The following is a 15,625-nucleotide window of genomic DNA, read 5'->3' on the forward strand; positions in this document are numbered from 1 at the left end:
AGTGGGGATGCCTTTTGCAGCTCTGCTTCGTTACATTCAGTATTCAGTGATATTTGGGCAGCTGATCATCATTCTTCCCCTTGCTGCCTTCGATGACCTGGAAGGGATAGCTTTTGCGCTTACCGGGTGAGCCAGTGGTCTTGCGGATGCCGGCAACCTTGGACATCGTTTTGGCTGAAGGCTTAACCTTGGTGCGCGGACGACCGGGTCCGCCTCCCATTCTGCCGGGGGCCACTTTGTAGGCGTAATACAACAGTCCCAGCAGAATCAGGGGTAAGATGAAGATGGACAAGGCCATCAGGCCGCGTGCCATAATATCTACCATCAGGCCCCATACGGCAAGAGCTGTCGTAATCCAAAATATCAAAGCATGTCTGATCATTGGCTAATCATCCTTTCGCAGGATCCAAAATGCCGCCTGACACACTTGCCTCCGAATATCCTTTTGCTTCAATTGCAGCGTCCAGCTCCCGCATACGGTTGAAGGAAGCGATCGACACCTCTACCATATCGTCCTTCGGTTCCTTGGTAGTCAGCAGCTGCAGCCACAGGCCCGGGTACCCCAGATACTTAAGGCCGGGAATATCTCTTACCGCATTCGTGCCCTTCAGTACCTCGAACGAGATTCCGATGACCACCGGCAAAAGAACGATACGCTGCAGTACCCGTTCCATCAGGGAATTCCACGGGACGACCGAGTAGATAATTACACCGAGGATAATCGTCAGCATCATGAAGCTGCTTCCGCAGCGGTAATGCAGACGGCTGTATTTCTGTACGTTCGCTACGGTCAGCTCTTCACCAGCTTCAAAGGCGCTGATGACCTTGTGCTCAGCTCCGTGATATTGGAAGAGCCGCTTGATCACTGGCGTCTGCGAGATCGCCCAGAGATAGACGAGCAGGAGAATCAGCTTGATGCCGCCTTCCACAAGGTTGTGCAGAATATAGTTGTCAAATACATTTTTGAACAAAAAATCTTCTACGAATACCGGGACCAGCGTGAAAATCAGCTTGCCGAACAGGAAAGAAAGAATCCCCATTATAGCTACGCCGAAGATCATTCCGAGGCTCCAGCCTTCGTCCTTCTTCTTGTTCTTCGCTTGCTGCTTGGCAAGCTCTTCCGGCTCTGTCTCATCCTCGGCATAGGATTCTGCCGAATAGTTCAAGTGCTTCGAGCCTTTGGCGCTGGAATCTATAATACTGACAATGCCGCGAAGCAGCGGAATCTTGCGCAGTTTAAGGACCCAGCTCTTATCGCTCTTCGGCACCTCCAAAAATGTAATCTCCTGATTCTTTCGTCTTACGGCTGTTACGTTGACATGCTTGCCGCCGAACATGACGCCTTCGATTACGGCTTGGCCGCCGTAACTGGGAGTTTCCTGGGACAACCAATTCACCTTCCCGTATATTGATATGATTTATATAATACATTGTAACTAATTTTTAAACACATTACTAGTTGGATTGCCGTTAGCTGTACATACTAGCTGTAGAGAGCGGAGTGGAAACCGGATTAACCCCATACCGAAAGAGAGGGAGCTCTATGAGTTCTTCAAGCAAGCACAAAAGCGTCCAGACGAATCCTTTTTATTTCTCCATTGAACTGGGTTATTTCGCCGGTTTAATCTGGGGAGGGTTGCACTGGCTGATGTATGTTCTGCACTTCACTAAGGTCATTCCGGGATTTTTGGCAGAACCCTTTTTCAAGCATGAATTTCTGCTGACCCCTGCCGGGCATCTGCTCGGGTATTTATTTTTTATCATTCTGTCGGTACTCTCGTCCCTGATCTATGTGCTGGTGTTCCGGAAGCTTAACGGACCTTGGCCCGGGATGTTCTACGGGGTGCTGTGGTGGTCGGTCCTGTTCCTGGCCTGCTCGCGCCTATTCCTGCTCCAGCCGCCCTTCAAGCTGCCTTGGATCACGGTGATCAGCGAATTCTGTCTCTTCCTGCTCTGGGGATTATTCATCGGATATACGGCGGCAATCGAGTATACGGATGAACGCAAACGCGAACAGCAGACGAAGCTGGCCTAGGCCCTTCGAAAAAACTTCTCAGTTGGCCTGCCGCTATGGTAAAATACAATGTGGCTATTTCGAGAGGAGAATGAAAATGGGCAACAAGCGCGTCTCCAAGCTGCGTAAGGTTCTGCAGGAACTGGGACTGGATGCGATGTTAATTACCAGCGGATATAACCGCCGCTATTTGAGTGGGTTCACCGGCTCCTCCGGGGTTGTACTGGTTACCGGTGATGACAGTTATCTGCTGACGGACTTCCGGTATATGACACAGGCCTCGGAACAGGTGAATGGCCTCAAGGTGGTACAGCATGACTCGAAATTCATTGACACCGTGCGGGAACTGCTGCCGAAGGGCGGACAAGTCCGTGTCGGCTTCGAGCAGGATGATGTGACCTTCAGTGCGTACACCGCTTATGCGGAGGCTCTTGCCCCGGCAGCTATGGTACCGGTATCTAAGGCTGTTGAGAACCTGCGCATGTTCAAGGACGAGGAAGAGCTGGCTGTGATGCAGCGGGCTGCCGATCTGGCAGACGCCACCTTCAGTCATATCCTGAATGTGATCAAGCCGGGCATGACGGAACGCGATGTCGATCTGGAAATGGAATTCTACATGCGTACGCATGGTGCAACTTCGTCTTCGTTCGATACAATCGTCGCTTCCGGTGAGCGTTCAGCTATGCCGCATGGTGTAGCGAGCAGCAAGGTTATCGGGAACAACGAATTCGTCACCTTCGATTTCGGCGCGCTCCTGGACGGTTACTGCTCCGATGTGACCCGTACGATTGCTCTGGGATCACCGGACCCTAAGCTGAAGGAGATCTACGATATTGTGCTTGAAGCGCAGCTTCATACGCTGGCGCATATCAAGCCCGGCATGACCGGCCGTGAATGTGATGCCCTGGCCCGAGATATCATCACCCGCTACGGGTATGGTGAATACTTCGGCCACAGCACAGGCCATGGTCTCGGAATGGAAGTACATGAATGGCCGCGCTTGTCCAAGCTGGCGGATGAAGTCATCCAGCCGGGGATGGTTGTCACTGTGGAGCCGGGAATCTATCTCTCAGGTCTTGGCGGCGTACGGATTGAAGATGATATTGTCATTACCGAGAGCGGCATCACGCTGCTGACACATTCATCGAAGGATTATTTGGTACTGTAAGACACTATTATTCAGTTCATTTATGGATTCCAGGAGGGATTTTTTGTGATTTCAGTTAACGATTTCAAGACAGGCCTGACCGTAGAAGTAGAAGGGGACATCTTCACCGTCCTAGATTTCCAGCACGTGAAGCCGGGTAAAGGCGCAGCCTTCGTCCGCTCCAAGCTGAAGAACCTGCGTAACGGCAATACGGTTGAACGCACGTTCCGTGCCGGTGAAACGATTGGCCGCGCCATCATCGAGAACCGTGGCGTACAGTACCTGTATGCAAGCGGCTCTGAGCATGTGTTCATGGACAACGAGACTTACGACCAGTTCGAATTGACAGCCAAGCAGCTCGAATGGGAGCTTAACTTCCTTAGAGAGAACATGACCGTAAATATCGTCAGCTACCAGGGCGAAATCCTCGGGATCAACCTGCCGACCAGCGTAGAGCTGAAGGTTACCGAGACCGAGCCGGGCGTGAAGGGCAACACGGCTCAAGGCGCAACCAAAGCCGCTGTTCTGGAGACCGGTCATACGGTCCAGGTACCGTTGTTCATCAATGAAGGAGATGTTCTCCTGGTCGATACCCGCGAAGGTAAATATATCTCCCGCGCGTAAGAGCCTTTTTGGATTTCAGATGTAACTTGAGGGCCTCCCCGCTTGATGCGGCGGAGGTCTTTTTGCTGTGTCAGGCTGGGCGAGAGGGAAGAAGTGAAGGGAAAGGGGATTAAAAGGATGAAAGGGATAAATCCCTCTGATTTAGTGGAATGTTAGCTGAACGGAGGGATTAAAGGGATAAATCCCTCAGATTAAGCTAAAAGTGGACATGAAGGGTAAATCAAAGGGATAAATCCCTCAGATTCGCAGAAAACGGTCGGCGCATTAGGAATAAAAGGGATAAATCCCTCTGGCGGACGTCTCAGGTGGGGCAGAATGTGGAGTGAAGGGAGTAATAAGGAGCATTAGTGCCCCTGAATTGGGCCGAAGTGGGCTGGATGAGCGATTGAGGTGCACTAGTGCACCCGAATTGGGCCGAAGCGGGCTGGATGAGCGAATTAGGTGCACTAGTGCACTTGAATTGGGCTAAAGCGGGCTGGATGAGCGAATGAGGTGCACTAGTGCACCTGAATTGGGCCGGAGCAGGCTGGATGAGCGAATGAGGTGCACTAGTGCACCTGAATTGAGCCGAAGCGGGCTGGATGAGCGAATGAGGAGCAATAGTGCCCCTGATTTAGGTCGTGAAGGTTCGGGGTTATGGCCGGGTTCATCAAAAATGGGCATTTTATTTTGTGAAACCATTAACGCATGTTATGATTTTCGTATTATACTGTGTTAAAGCATTAACCAAAATTTAAGCTACTTTAGAGCGAAATAGGGAGTGAATGGAACTTTGTCACTTTATGTCATGAAATTCGGGGGCAGCTCCGTCGGCGACATTGAACGTATGAAGCGGGTCGCCGGGCGGATCGCAGCCAAGCAGGATGAAGGACATCGCTGCGTGGTGGTGGTCTCCGCTATGGGAGATACCACAGATGATCTGATCGATCAGGCGAATCAGCTGAACGGTCAGCCCCCCGCACGCGAGATGGATATGCTGATGACTACCGGGGAACAGATCTCCGTAGCGCTTCTGTCGATCGCGCTTCACGGGATCGGCCGGAATGCCGTATCCTATACAGGCTGGCAGGCCGGGTTCCGTACCGATGAGACCCACGGCCGGGCACGGATCAGTGAGATTGTTCCGCGCCGGGTGCTGGAGTCGCTGGAGCGGGAGCAGATTGTGATTGTAGCCGGCTTCCAGGGCATGACGCTGGATGGCGAGATCACTACGCTGGGCCGCGGAGGGTCGGATACGACAGCGGTTGCGCTGGCTGCGGCCATCAAGGCGGATGTCTGCGAGATTTACACCGATGTAGACGGAATCTACTCGACTGACCCGCGGATTGTGAAGACGGCGCGCAAGCTGAAGGAAATCTCCTATGACGAGATGCTGGAGCTGGCGAATCTCGGGGCAGCGGTGCTGCATCCGCGTGCCGTGGAATATGCCAAACGATATCAAGTGAAGCTGGTCGTCAGATCAAGCTTTAACCATAATGAAGGTACTGTGGTGAAGGAGGAAGCAAGCATGGAGCAGGGTGTAGTGGTTAGCGGAATTGCCTATGACAAGAATGTGGCCCGGATCAGTATTCTGGGAGTTCCTGATGTGCCGGGGGTACTCGCTCAGGTATTCGGCAAGCTGGCCGATGAAGGTGTGGATGTTGATATTATCGTGCAGAGCGGAGTGCAGAACAAGACGGCTGACTTCTCCTTCACTGTAGCGCTTGGAGATCTTGTGAAGGCCAAGGAGGTTATCGAGGAACTGCACAGCGTATTGCCTTACCGTGAAGTGACTTCCGAGGACAGTCTGGTCAAGGTGTCGATTGTCGGCGCCGGAATGGTCAGCCATCCGGGGGTTGCTGCCAAAATGTTCGAGGTGATCTCGAATGAAGGCGTGAGCATCAAGATGGTGAGCACCTCCGAGATCAAGGTATCCTGTGTGATTGAATCCGGCAACCTGCAGCAAATCATCCAGGCGCTGCATACCGCCTATAACCTGGATACACAAGAGCAAGCCTTCGTCGGAGGTCCGCAGGACCGCCGCTAAGAATCGAGTCTTAATCCTAAGTTAAAAAGAGTGCTGTTACCCGCAAAAGCGGAGAACAGCACTCTTTTCTTTTGCCGCAAAATATATTACTTGCTTGACGCTCCAGCGGGTGGCAGCAAGCTCGCTCCTGCTTAGCTCAGCCGCCGGAACCGGCCCATAATCTCTACCGTCTCCAGCACGTTAACGAAGGATTTCGGATCGGTCTCCAGAATCGTTTTGCGCAGATCTGCCAGCTCATAGCGGGTGGTTACGGTCATCAGCATCGTATTGCCTTCGTGGCTGTATCCGCCCTCGGCGTTCACAACCGTGATGCCGTGCGGCAGACTGGTCAGCCGGTTCAGCATTTTCTCGCGCTCCTTCGTGACGATGAAGCAGGTCAGCTTGATATGGCGGATATGGATCATGTCCACCACCCGGCTTTTGACGAAGATACAGAGCATCGCGTAGAGCGCGGAATCCCAGCTTTTGAAGAAGCCGAGACTTAAGATCACCAGACCGTCCATGACGAACAGCACGGTGCCCATAGGAATATCCCGCTTGCGGGTAATGATCGAGCCGAGAATGTCGAAGCCCCCGGAAGAACCGCCCGCCCGCAGTGAGAAGCCCACCCCTCCCGCAATAATCACCCCGCCGAAGATACTGGCCAGAATCGGGTCCTTGGTAAGCTTAACTACAGGAATCACCGTCAGGAACCAGGTGGTGGACAGGACGGACAGCATGCTGTAGCAGATGTACTTTTTGCCCACGGCGACGAAGCCCCAGATCAGGATTGGCAGATTGATGGCGAAATAATACAACGAAATATACTTTGGATGGGTCAAATACCCGATGATGGAAGCTGTCCCGGCTACCCCGCCGCTTAGGAGCTGGTGCGGAATCAGGAATAGCCGCAGGCCGGCTGCTACCAGGAAGGCTGAAAATATAATAATAGCTACCTCTTTTACCTGTCTGGTTATCGTTCCTGATACAAGCGGTACTACGAAATTACGAACCTGCATGACTATGATCCCCTTCTCTGCTCAGTTATCTTTGGATACGGCAAAATTAATTTTATCATACCGATGATATTTTTTTATGGGGTGCGGCACTATGATATCTTTCACACCTCCTGAAATCTGTGCTAGTATCCCCATTTCTTCTTGTCTAAAGTCGCCCCCTTCCGCATATCCATGGATAACAGCTTGTTTGATTTGCAGTGAAATGGCGGGCGGGCCCATAGATTTGTAAAAAGGGAGTTGGGATATTTGGACAAGTATGTAAGCTGGATGTCGGCCCTGCGGCTGCTGTCCGGCAGTGTAGAGATTGCGGCGGCCTTGATTATGCTGAAGCTGAATCAGGTGGATAAGGCGCTGGCTGTCAATTCGGGACTGGCGCTTGTCGGCCCTACGATCCTCATTCTGACCACGGCTGTCGGCCTTACAGGGATGGCAGAGCAGCTGTCCTGGGGGAAGCTCGGCTGGATTGGCTGCGGGGTGGCTATTCTCTTATTCGGGATTCTCAAGAAATGATAGATGATAGGCATAAAGCATAAGTACAAGCATAAATATGAAATAAAGCTATTTAGTAGAGGACAGCTTGGGGGTACCTGGTATGACAAATGACTGGCTTCTGTTGTTTCCCGAAAAAGTAAGAGCGCTGCTCGGCGGCCTCCCCGCTGCGCTCCTGGACAAGGTGGAGGAGATTCGCGTCCGTGAGGGACGGCCGCTGGAGATCAACTATTCCGGCAAGTATCATTTCATCGGTGCCGGCGGCACCCTGACCCAGCTTCCCGGCGAGGCTTACCGGCCAGACCGGGAGGATACGCACCGGCTGCTGGACCTCATCAGCAATCATTCCCTCTATACGATGGAAGAGGAGCTGCGCAAGGGCTTCATCACGATTCCGGGCGGACACCGGATCGGTCTCTGCGGCCGGACGGTGCTGAGCGGGGGCGGCGTGGAGCATCTGCGTGATATTACCGGCTTCAACGTGCGGATTGCCCGTGAGGTGCACGGCATCGCCGACGGCGTGCTGCCGTATCTGCTGGACCGGGGGCGGCAGCGTGTGATGCATACGCTGATTCTGTCCCCGCCGCAGCATGGCAAGACCACACTGCTGCGAGATCTGGCCAGGCAGCTGTCGGCTGGCGCAAGCGGCGGCCGGGAAGGCAGCCGGCCGGGGCTGAAGGTCGGCATCGTCGACGAACGCTCTGAGATCGCAGGCAGCCGCCGGGGAATTCCGGCCTTCGATGTCGGGCCGCGCACGGATATTCTGGACGGCTGCCCCAAGGCGGAGGGCATGATGATGATGATCCGCTCTCTGTCGCCCGATGTGCTGATCGCCGATGAAATCGGCCGCATGGAGGACGCAGAGGCAGTGACAGAGGCGCTGCACGCCGGGATCTCGGTGGTCGCTTCCGCGCACGGCAAGGAAGTGTCCGAGCTTGCCCGGCGGCCCGGACTTGGCGGGCTGCTGGAGCACCGGATGTTCGAACGGTATGTGATACTGCACCGCGGAGCCTCCGGCTTGTCCTTCCGCATTCTGGACGCCCAGAAGCGCGGGCTGCTGCTGGTCTCGCCGGAGCAGCAGCCGGTGTCAGGGGGTGACCGCCATGCTTAAGCTGCTTGGCGCGGTACTGATCGTGCTGGCGGGAACCCTGGCCGGCTTCAAGCGGGCGGCCCAGTATGCCGACCGGCCGAGGCATATCCGGGCCTTGATTGCAGCGCTCCAGCGGCTGGAGACCGAGATCCAGTACGGCTACACGCCGCTGCCGGAGGCGCTGCGCCGGATCGGGATGCAGACGAAGGAGCCGCTGAGAGCCTTCTTCCTTACGGCGGCGGAGGAGATGAACCCGCCGCATAACTACAGTGCGGAAGAGGCCATCCGGCGGGCGATGGAAGCCCACTGGAGCAGCGCATCGCTGCGGGGCACAGAGAAGGAGATCATCCGGCAGCTAAGCTGCACGCTCGGAACCAGTGACCGGCCAAATCAGAGCACGCATATTGCACTGGCTTTACAGCAATTGAAGCAGGAGGAGACAGCGGCCAGAGAAGATCAGGGCAAGTATGAGAAGGTGAGTAAAAGCCTGGGTCTGCTGCTTGGAGCATTGATCGTCATTTTGATCTTTTAGCGAGGTGCCAGGAATGAATATTGAAGTCAACGCGATCTTTCAGATTGCCGGCATCGGCATCATTATCGCCATGATCCATACGGTGCTTAAGCAGATGGGCAAAGAGGATATCGCCCACTGGGTAACGATTGTCGGCTTTATCATCGTCCTGTTCATGGTCATCCGGATGCTGGATGGGCTGCTGCAGGAAATCAAAACGATTTTTCTTTTTCAGTAGGCTGAAGTTATGGAAATCATTCAGATTGTGGGAATTGGCATCTTGGCGACGGTCCTTATCCTCGTCCTGAAGGAACAAAAGCCGGTATTCGCCTTCCTGCTGACCACGGCGGCCGGCATCCTGATCTTCCTGTTCCTGATCGGCAAGATCGGAACGATTCTAGGTACGCTGGAGCGGGTGGCGGAGTCCTCCGGGATGGAAATGATCCACATCAAAACCGTGTTCAAAATCATCGGCATCTCCTATATCGCGGAATTCGGGGCGCAGATCGTGAGGGATGCCGGGCAGGAATCGATTGCTTCCAAGATTGAGCTGGCCGGCAAGGTGCTGATCATGGTGCTGGCTGTTCCGATTATCAGCATTATTATTGAAACGGTCATGAAGCTGCTGCCAGCCTGATACAGCGGACATGCCGGACAAGTTGGAGTAAAGCGGAGGTGAGGGAATGCAGGAGCATCATATTTTTCGGCCGCCAAAAGGGGTGAAAGCGCTCCTGCTTCTGCCAGCTCTGCTGCTGGTGCTCCACCTGCTTCTGCTGTGTGCAAGCACGGCAAGCGCCGCAAGCGCCGCAAGTGATGCAAGTTCTGCAAGTGCGGCAAGCACGGCTCCGGTTCCTTCGTCCCCGGCTACAGGCGGCAGCGGAGGCCCTGCGTCTCCTGTTGACCAGTGGGTGAAAGGGCAGGTGGAGCATCTGCCAAAAGACAAAGTCGAGTCTTACTGGGACCAGCTGATGAAGGATTACGGCGGATTTTTCCCGGAGGGACGGACGCCTTCCTTGATGGACATGCTGCTGCCGGGAGATAAGGGCTTAAGCTTCAAAAGTGTATTGTCCGGCCTGATGAACTTCATGTGGCATGAGGTACTCTACAACGGCAAGCTGCTGGTCACGATTGTGATGATCAGTGTGCTGAGCATGATTCTGGAGACGCTGCAGACCGCTTTTGAACGGAAATCAGTCAGCAGGATTGCTTATATGCTCTGCTACATGGTGGTGCTGGTCATCGCCGTTAACAGCTTCAATGTCGCTATCGGCTATGCCAAGGATGCCATCGACCGGATGATCGACTTCATGATGGCTATGATTCCGCTGCTGTTCGCGCTGCTGGCTTCCATGGGCAATATCGTCACGGTGTCGGTGACCCATCCGCTGATCGTATTCATGATCCATACCGTAGGCACGCTGATTCATACGCTGGTCTTCCCGCTGCTGTTCTTCTCGGCGGTGCTGCATCTGGTGAGCGCCATGTCGGAGAAATACAAGCTGACCCATCTGGCGAATCTGCTGCGCAATATCGGGGCCGGGCTGCTCGGGGTGCTGCTGACGGTGTTTCTAGGAGTGATCTCCGTCCGGGGGATTACCAGCTCGGTTACAGACGGAGTGACCATACGCGCGGCCAAATATATAACAGGAAATTTCGTGCCGGTGATCGGTAAAATGTTCGCGGATGCCACGGACACGGTCATCTCGGCCTCACTGCTGGTGAAGAACGCCATCGGGCTGTCGGGAGTAATCATTATCCTCTTCCTGTGCGCGTTCCCGGCAATCAAAATACTGATCCTCGCCCTGATCTACAATCTGGCCGCAGCTGTCATGCAGCCGCTGGGCGAGACACCGATTGTGACCTGCCTGCAGACGATCGGCAAAAGCATGATTTACGTCTTCGCGGCGCTGGCCGCCGTCTCGCTGATGTTCTTCCTGGCTGTAACCATTATGCTGACTGCGGGCAATGTGACCGTGATGATGCGATAGAACGAAAGGATAAGGAGGTGCGCCATGTCCTGGCTCAGCAGTTGGCTCCATGAGCTGATTCTCGTCGTGCTGATGGCTGCATTCGTGGAGATGCTGCTGCCCAGCAAATCCATGGAACGCTATGCCAGGCTGGTGCTCAGTCTGCTGGTTCTGCTAACGATGCTCAGCCCGATAATCTCTCTGCTGAAGGGCGATGCCAGCAAGGAGCTGACCGTGGCGATGCAGCAGCAGGAGAGAAGCGGGGGGCTGCTGAACAAGGCGGAGGGCGCACCGGATTCGCTGGACAAGATTCTGGCAGACGGGCGGATGCTTGCCGCCGGAGCACGTGACCAGAGCCTGAAGCTGGCTGCCGAGGAAATCGCCGGCCAGATGCGCGACCAGATTGCCGGGAGCACCGGGCTCGGCGGGGTGAAGGTGACGGTGGCCCTGGCCATGGGTCCGAATCCAAATGCGCCGCTCGGCGAGGAGGTGCCGCTGATCTCCTCGGTCACGGTAGCTCTTCCGCCGGAGCAGAGCGCCTCTGGAGGCGCTGTCCCGGGCAAGGGTACAGCATCCCTCCCGTCAGCCGGGCCGATACAGATTAACCCTGTAGAACCGGTCCAGGTCAGTCTGGAAGGCAGCGGCGGGGATGGTGAAGCGCAGGAAGCGTCCTCCTCAGGTGGTGGTTCGGCTCCGGCTTCCTCCTCTTCCGGGAGCGGCATAGAGGGAGTGCAGGAGACCCTGGCGGAAGAAGCTGGAACAATTATCCAGCTGCTGGAGAAGAACTGGAACCTGGACCCCGCTCTGATCAAGGTGCAGAGCAGCGGGGGCGGTACCGTGAAATCATAATTGAAGGAGGGAAATCAATGGGCAATTGGCTGAAAAAGCTGGAGCAGTGGGCCGGAGGCGGCAGCGGCAGCCCGAAGCGCAGCCACACCTTCCGCTGGCTGATCATAATCGGTCTGCTGGGCGTTGCGATCATGCTGTTCAACTCCTTCGTGAATGTGAAGAAGCTGGACAACGAGAACACAGGGCGTGAACCGCCGGACAGCGGGACCTCACAGACGGTTTTGCAGCCGGAGACCGGAAACGCGAATTCTTTTGACAGTATCGAACTGGCGATGGAGAACCGCACGAAGGAGATTCTGGAGAAAATCGTGGGGGTCGGTACTGTGGATATCATGGTCACCGTAGATTCCACAGAAGAGATTATCGTGCAGCGCAATATGAACGACTCGCAGCAGCAAAGTGAAGAAACGGATGCCAGCGGCGGTAAACGCCATACCACCCAGTACACCAGGGACGGCCAGATCGTCACTTACAGCCAGTCAGGGAACGAGGCTCCGATCATCACCAAGCGGGTGAAGCCTCAGGTACGGGGAGTGCTGGTGGTTGCCAAAGGGGCAGAGAACAAGGTCGTGCGCAGTCTGATTGAGCAGGCGGTTGAAAAAGGGCTTAACGTACCGGTCTACCGGATTTCTGTTGTCCCGCGCAAGCAGGAATAGGCATGTCTCCGGCAACCCCGGCATATGCTTTAACAGAAGAGGCTTGTACGATACACATGACACACACGACAAGAGGGCTGGCAACAAAATTATAGGAGGTATAAACAATGAAGGGCAAAAGACAAACGATTTGGCTGGTTTCTATGCTCAGTTTGATGGTAGTGCTCTCTGCATATTATCTGTTCACGGAAGATACGGGGGCTCCCATCCCCAAAGAAACCGCAGGCAGCATCCAGGTGGACACTATCAAAGACGGAACGGGCGGCGGAACCGCCACTACGCTGGACAGCGGACTTGTCATCAAAGAGGTCAGCACGGACAAAGGGATTGCAGTAGGAACCGTGGATGACAGCAGCAAGACCTCCAAGGATGAAGCAGCATCGACAGTGGCAACTGAGGACATTACGACTCCGGCTGTGATAGATGACAGCAGTGTGGTTGCAGACAGCGGTAACACTGCTAAGGATACAACTGCAGCAACGGACAAGGCGGCCACTACTACGGCTGATAACGGCAAGGATACGGCTGGCAGCAAGGACAGCAAGGAGAATAAGGACACTAAGGACACTAAGGACAGCAAGGACAGCAAGGATACGTCAGCCGCTGTAGACAAGACTCCGGCGAAGGACGACGAGGCTATTCTGGATGAGGTGGCTTCGCAGAGCGTATCGGCCAGCAGCCTGTTCACGAACTACCTGTATGAACGCGAGCAGAAGAACCTGAAGGATCATAATGATCTGCTGGCGCTGATTAACGATATGGATAAGACACCAGCCGAGAATGCAGCAGCCCAGGAGCAACTGAGCAAGCTGGAAGAGAAGGAATCCAAAATCACCGGGATTGAAGAAAAGCTTCAACAAAAATACGGTGAGGCCATTGTGAAAGAAGAAGCCGGTGACGCCTATACGATCGTAGTGCTCAGCGATAAGCTGGATGTGAAGCAGGCGGTTGGCATCGTGGATTTTGTAATGAAGGAACTGAGCGTTACCCAGGATAAGATTAAGGTCCAATACGTCTCGGAGCAGTAAGCCAGCTGAATATAATCAGGGAAAATAGAATAAAATGCCGAAAGAGCCCGGGCGCGTCCCAGGCTCTTTCCATTTCTAGCGTTTGTGATATAATACATAAAGTTATCGATGCATACAAAAAGAAGATTACGCAGGCAGCGGTTACACCAGGTAGCGATTCAAGAGAATAACAGAGCAGCCCAGCCTTACAGGTATGCTTGTCAGAACGGATATCGTACCCTGCTCAGCCAGCGTCCCAAAATGGCTTCGAGAGAAAGCTGAAGGAGTGAACTACCCAATGTTCAAGTTAAGCGAGATTAAGGAATTGATTCAATTGCTGGACCAGACTTCCTCCGTGCACGAGCTGGAGATTGAAAGCGAAGGTATGAAGCTGGCTATCCGTAAACCGGATCGCTCTGAAGCTGAAGGAACAGTAATTCAGGCGGCTCCTTATACCTACCCCTTTACGCCAGCCCCGCAGCCGCAAAGTCCGCAGATCATTGCCCCTCCGGCTGTTAGTGAAGTTCCTGCTGCGGCGCAGCAGCCCGCACCCTCCGCTGAAGGCGCATTACATAAAATCGTCTCGCCGATGGTCGGGACCTTCTATAGTGCCGCTTCACCGGAGACGCCTTCCTTTGTCAATGTCGGGGACCGGGTAAATGAGAAATCCACGGTCTGCATCATTGAAGCAATGAAGCTGATGAATGAGCTGGAAGCCGAAGTGAAGGGCGAGATTGTCTCTGTCCTGGTTGAGAACGGCCAACTGGTGGAATATGGCCAGCCGCTGTTTCTGGTGAGAGCGGAATAATTGCCGCGAGAATGAGGAGGAGCTTGCAAGCTTCGCTAAACTTTGGGAGGAAACGCATGAACATTCAAAAAGTGTTGATTGCCAACCGCGGCGAGATTGCGGTCCGCATTATCCGGGCCTGCCGCGAGCTGGGTATTGCCACAGTGGCTGTCTATTCGGAGCCGGACCGCGATTCCCTGCATGTCCGTCTTGCAGATGAGGCGTACTGTATCGGACCGATGCCCGCCAAGGACAGCTATTTGAACTTTACTAATATTATGAGCGTTGCCACGCTGACGGAATGCGATGCTGTTCACCCCGGCTATGGCTTCCTGGCCGAGAACGCGGATTTCGCCGAGATCTGTGAATCCTGTAATATTACCTTCATCGGCCCGTCGCCGGATGCGATTACGCGGATGGGCGACAAGGCAGTAGCCAAGGAGACGATGAAGCAGGCGGGGGTTCCGATTATTCCGGGCTCCGACGGGCTTGTCGGCGACATAGAAGAAGCGGTGATGCTGGGCCGGGATATCGGGTATCCGATCATCGTCAAGGCTACGGCTGGCGGCGGAGGCAAGGGCATCCGCATCGCCGAGGACGAGGAATCGCTGGTGAAGCAGATTACCGCTGCCCAGCAGGAGGCGCAGAAGGCCTTCGGCAATGCCGGGGTCTATCTGGAGAAATTCCTGACCGGCATGAAGCATGTGGAGATTCAGATCATCGCCGACAATCACGGCAACGTAGTCCATCTGGGTGAACGTGACTGCTCTGTGCAGCGCCGCCGCCAGAAGCTGGTGGAGGAAGCGCCTTGCTCCATCCTGACACCGGAGACCCGTGAAGCGATGGGCCAAGCCGCTGTGCGGGCCGCGCTCGCGGTTAATTACTCGGGGGCGGGCACGCTGGAATTCCTGCTTGGACCTGACGGCCAGTTCTATTTCATGGAGATGAATACCCGTATCCAGGTGGAGCATCCCGTGACAGAGATGGTTACCGGGGTGGATCTAATTAAGGAAATGATCTCTGTGGCGGAAGGCAATACGCTCTCCTTCACCCAAGAGGATATTGTCATCAACGGGTGGTCGATCGAATGCCGGATCAATGCGGAGGACCCTGAACGTAATTTCATGCCGTCTCCCGGCAAAATCGGCTTTTATCTGCCTCCGGGCGGACTCGGCGTACGGGTGGACAGCGCGGCGTACCCCGGCTATACCATTTCACCTTTTTATGACTCCATGATTGCCAAGCTGATCGTCTGGGCACCGACCCGGCAAGAGGCTGTCGCCAAGATGAAGCGTGCGCTGGCCGAATTTGCGGTGGAGGGCATACATACCACCATTTCATTCCACCAGAGATTGCTGGAGCATCCGGTATTCTTGGACGGAAACTTCGATATCAAGTTCCTTGAGGAGTATGAAGTTTAGGACGGCTTCTCATGGTTTGTCATAAAGTTCGTCAAATGA

General features: G+C 54.6%; 18 protein-coding genes. 15 read left to right on the forward strand and 3 right to left on the reverse strand.

Features of this window, described 5'->3' with window-relative positions; translation table 11 throughout:
• Nucleotides 1-43 precede the first annotated feature (43 nt).
• Together MKY96_RS07200 and MKY96_RS07205 are read right to left on the reverse strand one after the other, a co-directional pair.
• Nucleotides 44-382, reverse strand: coding sequence for a hypothetical protein (locus MKY96_RS07200; RefSeq protein WP_036731908.1), 339 nt, complete (start codon nucleotides 380-382; stop codon nucleotides 44-46).
• A 7-nt stretch (nucleotides 383-389) separates the two neighbouring features.
• Nucleotides 390-1,337 carry a DUF1385 domain-containing protein gene (locus MKY96_RS07205; protein ID WP_445253495.1) on the reverse strand — a complete coding sequence of 316 codons (948 nt, stop codon included), beginning with the start codon at nucleotides 1,335-1,337 and terminating at the stop codon, nucleotides 390-392.
• A gap of 206 nt (nucleotides 1,338-1,543) precedes the next feature.
• On the opposite strand from MKY96_RS07205, the gene MKY96_RS07210 reads away from it, so the two are divergent.
• The 4 genes from MKY96_RS07210 (at nucleotide 1,544) to MKY96_RS07225 (ending at nucleotide 5,811) form a co-directional block, all read left to right on the forward strand.
• Entirely contained in the window at nucleotides 1,544-2,035 is a 492-nt protein-coding gene (locus MKY96_RS07210) for a YqhR family membrane protein (RefSeq protein ID WP_340939478.1), read from the forward strand.
• A gap of 76 nt (nucleotides 2,036-2,111) precedes the next feature.
• Entirely contained in the window at nucleotides 2,112-3,182 is a 1,071-nt protein-coding gene (locus MKY96_RS07215) for a M24 family metallopeptidase (protein WP_340939479.1), read from the forward strand.
• Between the two features lie 45 nt (nucleotides 3,183-3,227).
• Nucleotides 3,228-3,785: an elongation factor P gene (efp, locus tag MKY96_RS07220; protein ID WP_036731916.1), complete on the forward strand. Its 558-nt coding sequence runs from the start codon at nucleotides 3,228-3,230 to the stop codon at nucleotides 3,783-3,785.
• 772 nt (nucleotides 3,786-4,557) lie between these two features.
• The gene (locus tag MKY96_RS07225; RefSeq protein WP_340939480.1) at nucleotides 4,558-5,811 is read left to right on the forward strand and encodes an aspartate kinase; all 1,254 of its coding nucleotides are present in this window, start codon (nucleotides 4,558-4,560) and stop codon (nucleotides 5,809-5,811) included.
• A 131-nt stretch (nucleotides 5,812-5,942) separates the two neighbouring features.
• Here the strand turns inward: MKY96_RS07225 and MKY96_RS07230 are convergent, their stop codons facing one another.
• Nucleotides 5,943-6,809 carry a YitT family protein gene (locus tag MKY96_RS07230; protein ID WP_340939481.1) on the reverse strand — a complete coding sequence of 289 codons (867 nt, stop codon included), beginning with the start codon at nucleotides 6,807-6,809 and terminating at the stop codon, nucleotides 5,943-5,945.
• 246 nt (nucleotides 6,810-7,055) lie between these two features.
• On the opposite strand from MKY96_RS07230, the gene MKY96_RS07235 reads away from it, so the two are divergent.
• From MKY96_RS07235 to accC, 11 genes are all read left to right on the forward strand, one after another.
• Nucleotides 7,056-7,319: a YqhV family protein gene (locus MKY96_RS07235; RefSeq protein ID WP_425355101.1), complete on the forward strand. Its 264-nt coding sequence runs from the start codon at nucleotides 7,056-7,058 to the stop codon at nucleotides 7,317-7,319.
• Between the two features lie 82 nt (nucleotides 7,320-7,401).
• Nucleotides 7,402-8,409, forward strand: coding sequence for a stage III sporulation protein AA (gene spoIIIAA, locus MKY96_RS07240; protein WP_340939482.1), 1,008 nt, complete (start codon nucleotides 7,402-7,404; stop codon nucleotides 8,407-8,409).
• On the forward strand, nucleotides 8,402-8,920 hold the full coding sequence (spoIIIAB, locus tag MKY96_RS07245; protein ID WP_339249529.1) for a stage III sporulation protein SpoIIIAB: 519 nt from the start codon (nucleotides 8,402-8,404) through the stop codon (nucleotides 8,918-8,920). Before spoIIIAA ends, spoIIIAB begins: the two co-directional genes overlap by 8 nt.
• Nucleotides 8,921-8,933: 13 nt before the next feature.
• The gene (gene spoIIIAC / locus MKY96_RS07250; protein WP_020426549.1) at nucleotides 8,934-9,137 is read left to right on the forward strand and encodes a stage III sporulation protein AC; all 204 of its coding nucleotides are present in this window, start codon (nucleotides 8,934-8,936) and stop codon (nucleotides 9,135-9,137) included.
• Nucleotides 9,138-9,146: 9 nt separating this feature from the next.
• Nucleotides 9,147-9,536, forward strand: coding sequence for a stage III sporulation protein AD (gene spoIIIAD, locus MKY96_RS07255; protein WP_036698407.1), 390 nt, complete (start codon nucleotides 9,147-9,149; stop codon nucleotides 9,534-9,536).
• Nucleotides 9,537-9,582: 46 nt separating this feature from the next.
• Nucleotides 9,583-10,887, forward strand: a complete 1,305-nt coding sequence (gene spoIIIAE / locus MKY96_RS07260) for a stage III sporulation protein AE (RefSeq protein ID WP_340939483.1) — start codon at nucleotides 9,583-9,585, stop codon at nucleotides 10,885-10,887.
• Between the two features lie 24 nt (nucleotides 10,888-10,911).
• Entirely contained in the window at nucleotides 10,912-11,715 is an 804-nt protein-coding gene (gene spoIIIAF, locus MKY96_RS07265; protein ID WP_340939485.1) for a stage III sporulation protein AF, read from the forward strand.
• A 17-nt stretch (nucleotides 11,716-11,732) separates the two neighbouring features.
• Complete coding sequence (gene spoIIIAG, locus MKY96_RS07270) at nucleotides 11,733-12,371, forward strand: stage III sporulation protein AG (RefSeq protein ID WP_340939486.1); 639 nt, start codon at nucleotides 11,733-11,735, stop codon at nucleotides 12,369-12,371.
• A gap of 107 nt (nucleotides 12,372-12,478) precedes the next feature.
• Nucleotides 12,479-13,399, forward strand: coding sequence for a SpoIIIAH-like family protein (locus tag MKY96_RS07275; RefSeq protein ID WP_340939487.1), 921 nt, complete (start codon nucleotides 12,479-12,481; stop codon nucleotides 13,397-13,399).
• Between the two features lie 277 nt (nucleotides 13,400-13,676).
• Nucleotides 13,677-14,186 carry an acetyl-CoA carboxylase biotin carboxyl carrier protein gene (gene accB / locus MKY96_RS07280; RefSeq protein WP_340939489.1) on the forward strand — a complete coding sequence of 170 codons (510 nt, stop codon included), beginning with the start codon at nucleotides 13,677-13,679 and terminating at the stop codon, nucleotides 14,184-14,186.
• Nucleotides 14,187-14,242: 56 nt separating this feature from the next.
• Nucleotides 14,243-15,586 carry an acetyl-CoA carboxylase biotin carboxylase subunit gene (gene accC, locus MKY96_RS07285; RefSeq protein WP_340939490.1) on the forward strand — a complete coding sequence of 448 codons (1,344 nt, stop codon included), beginning with the start codon at nucleotides 14,243-14,245 and terminating at the stop codon, nucleotides 15,584-15,586.
• Nucleotides 15,587-15,625: the final 39 nt, after the last annotated feature.

The organism is Paenibacillus sp. FSL R7-0302, assembly GCF_038006885.1.
Lineage (GTDB): Bacteria > Bacillota > Bacilli > Paenibacillales > Paenibacillaceae > Paenibacillus_AQ.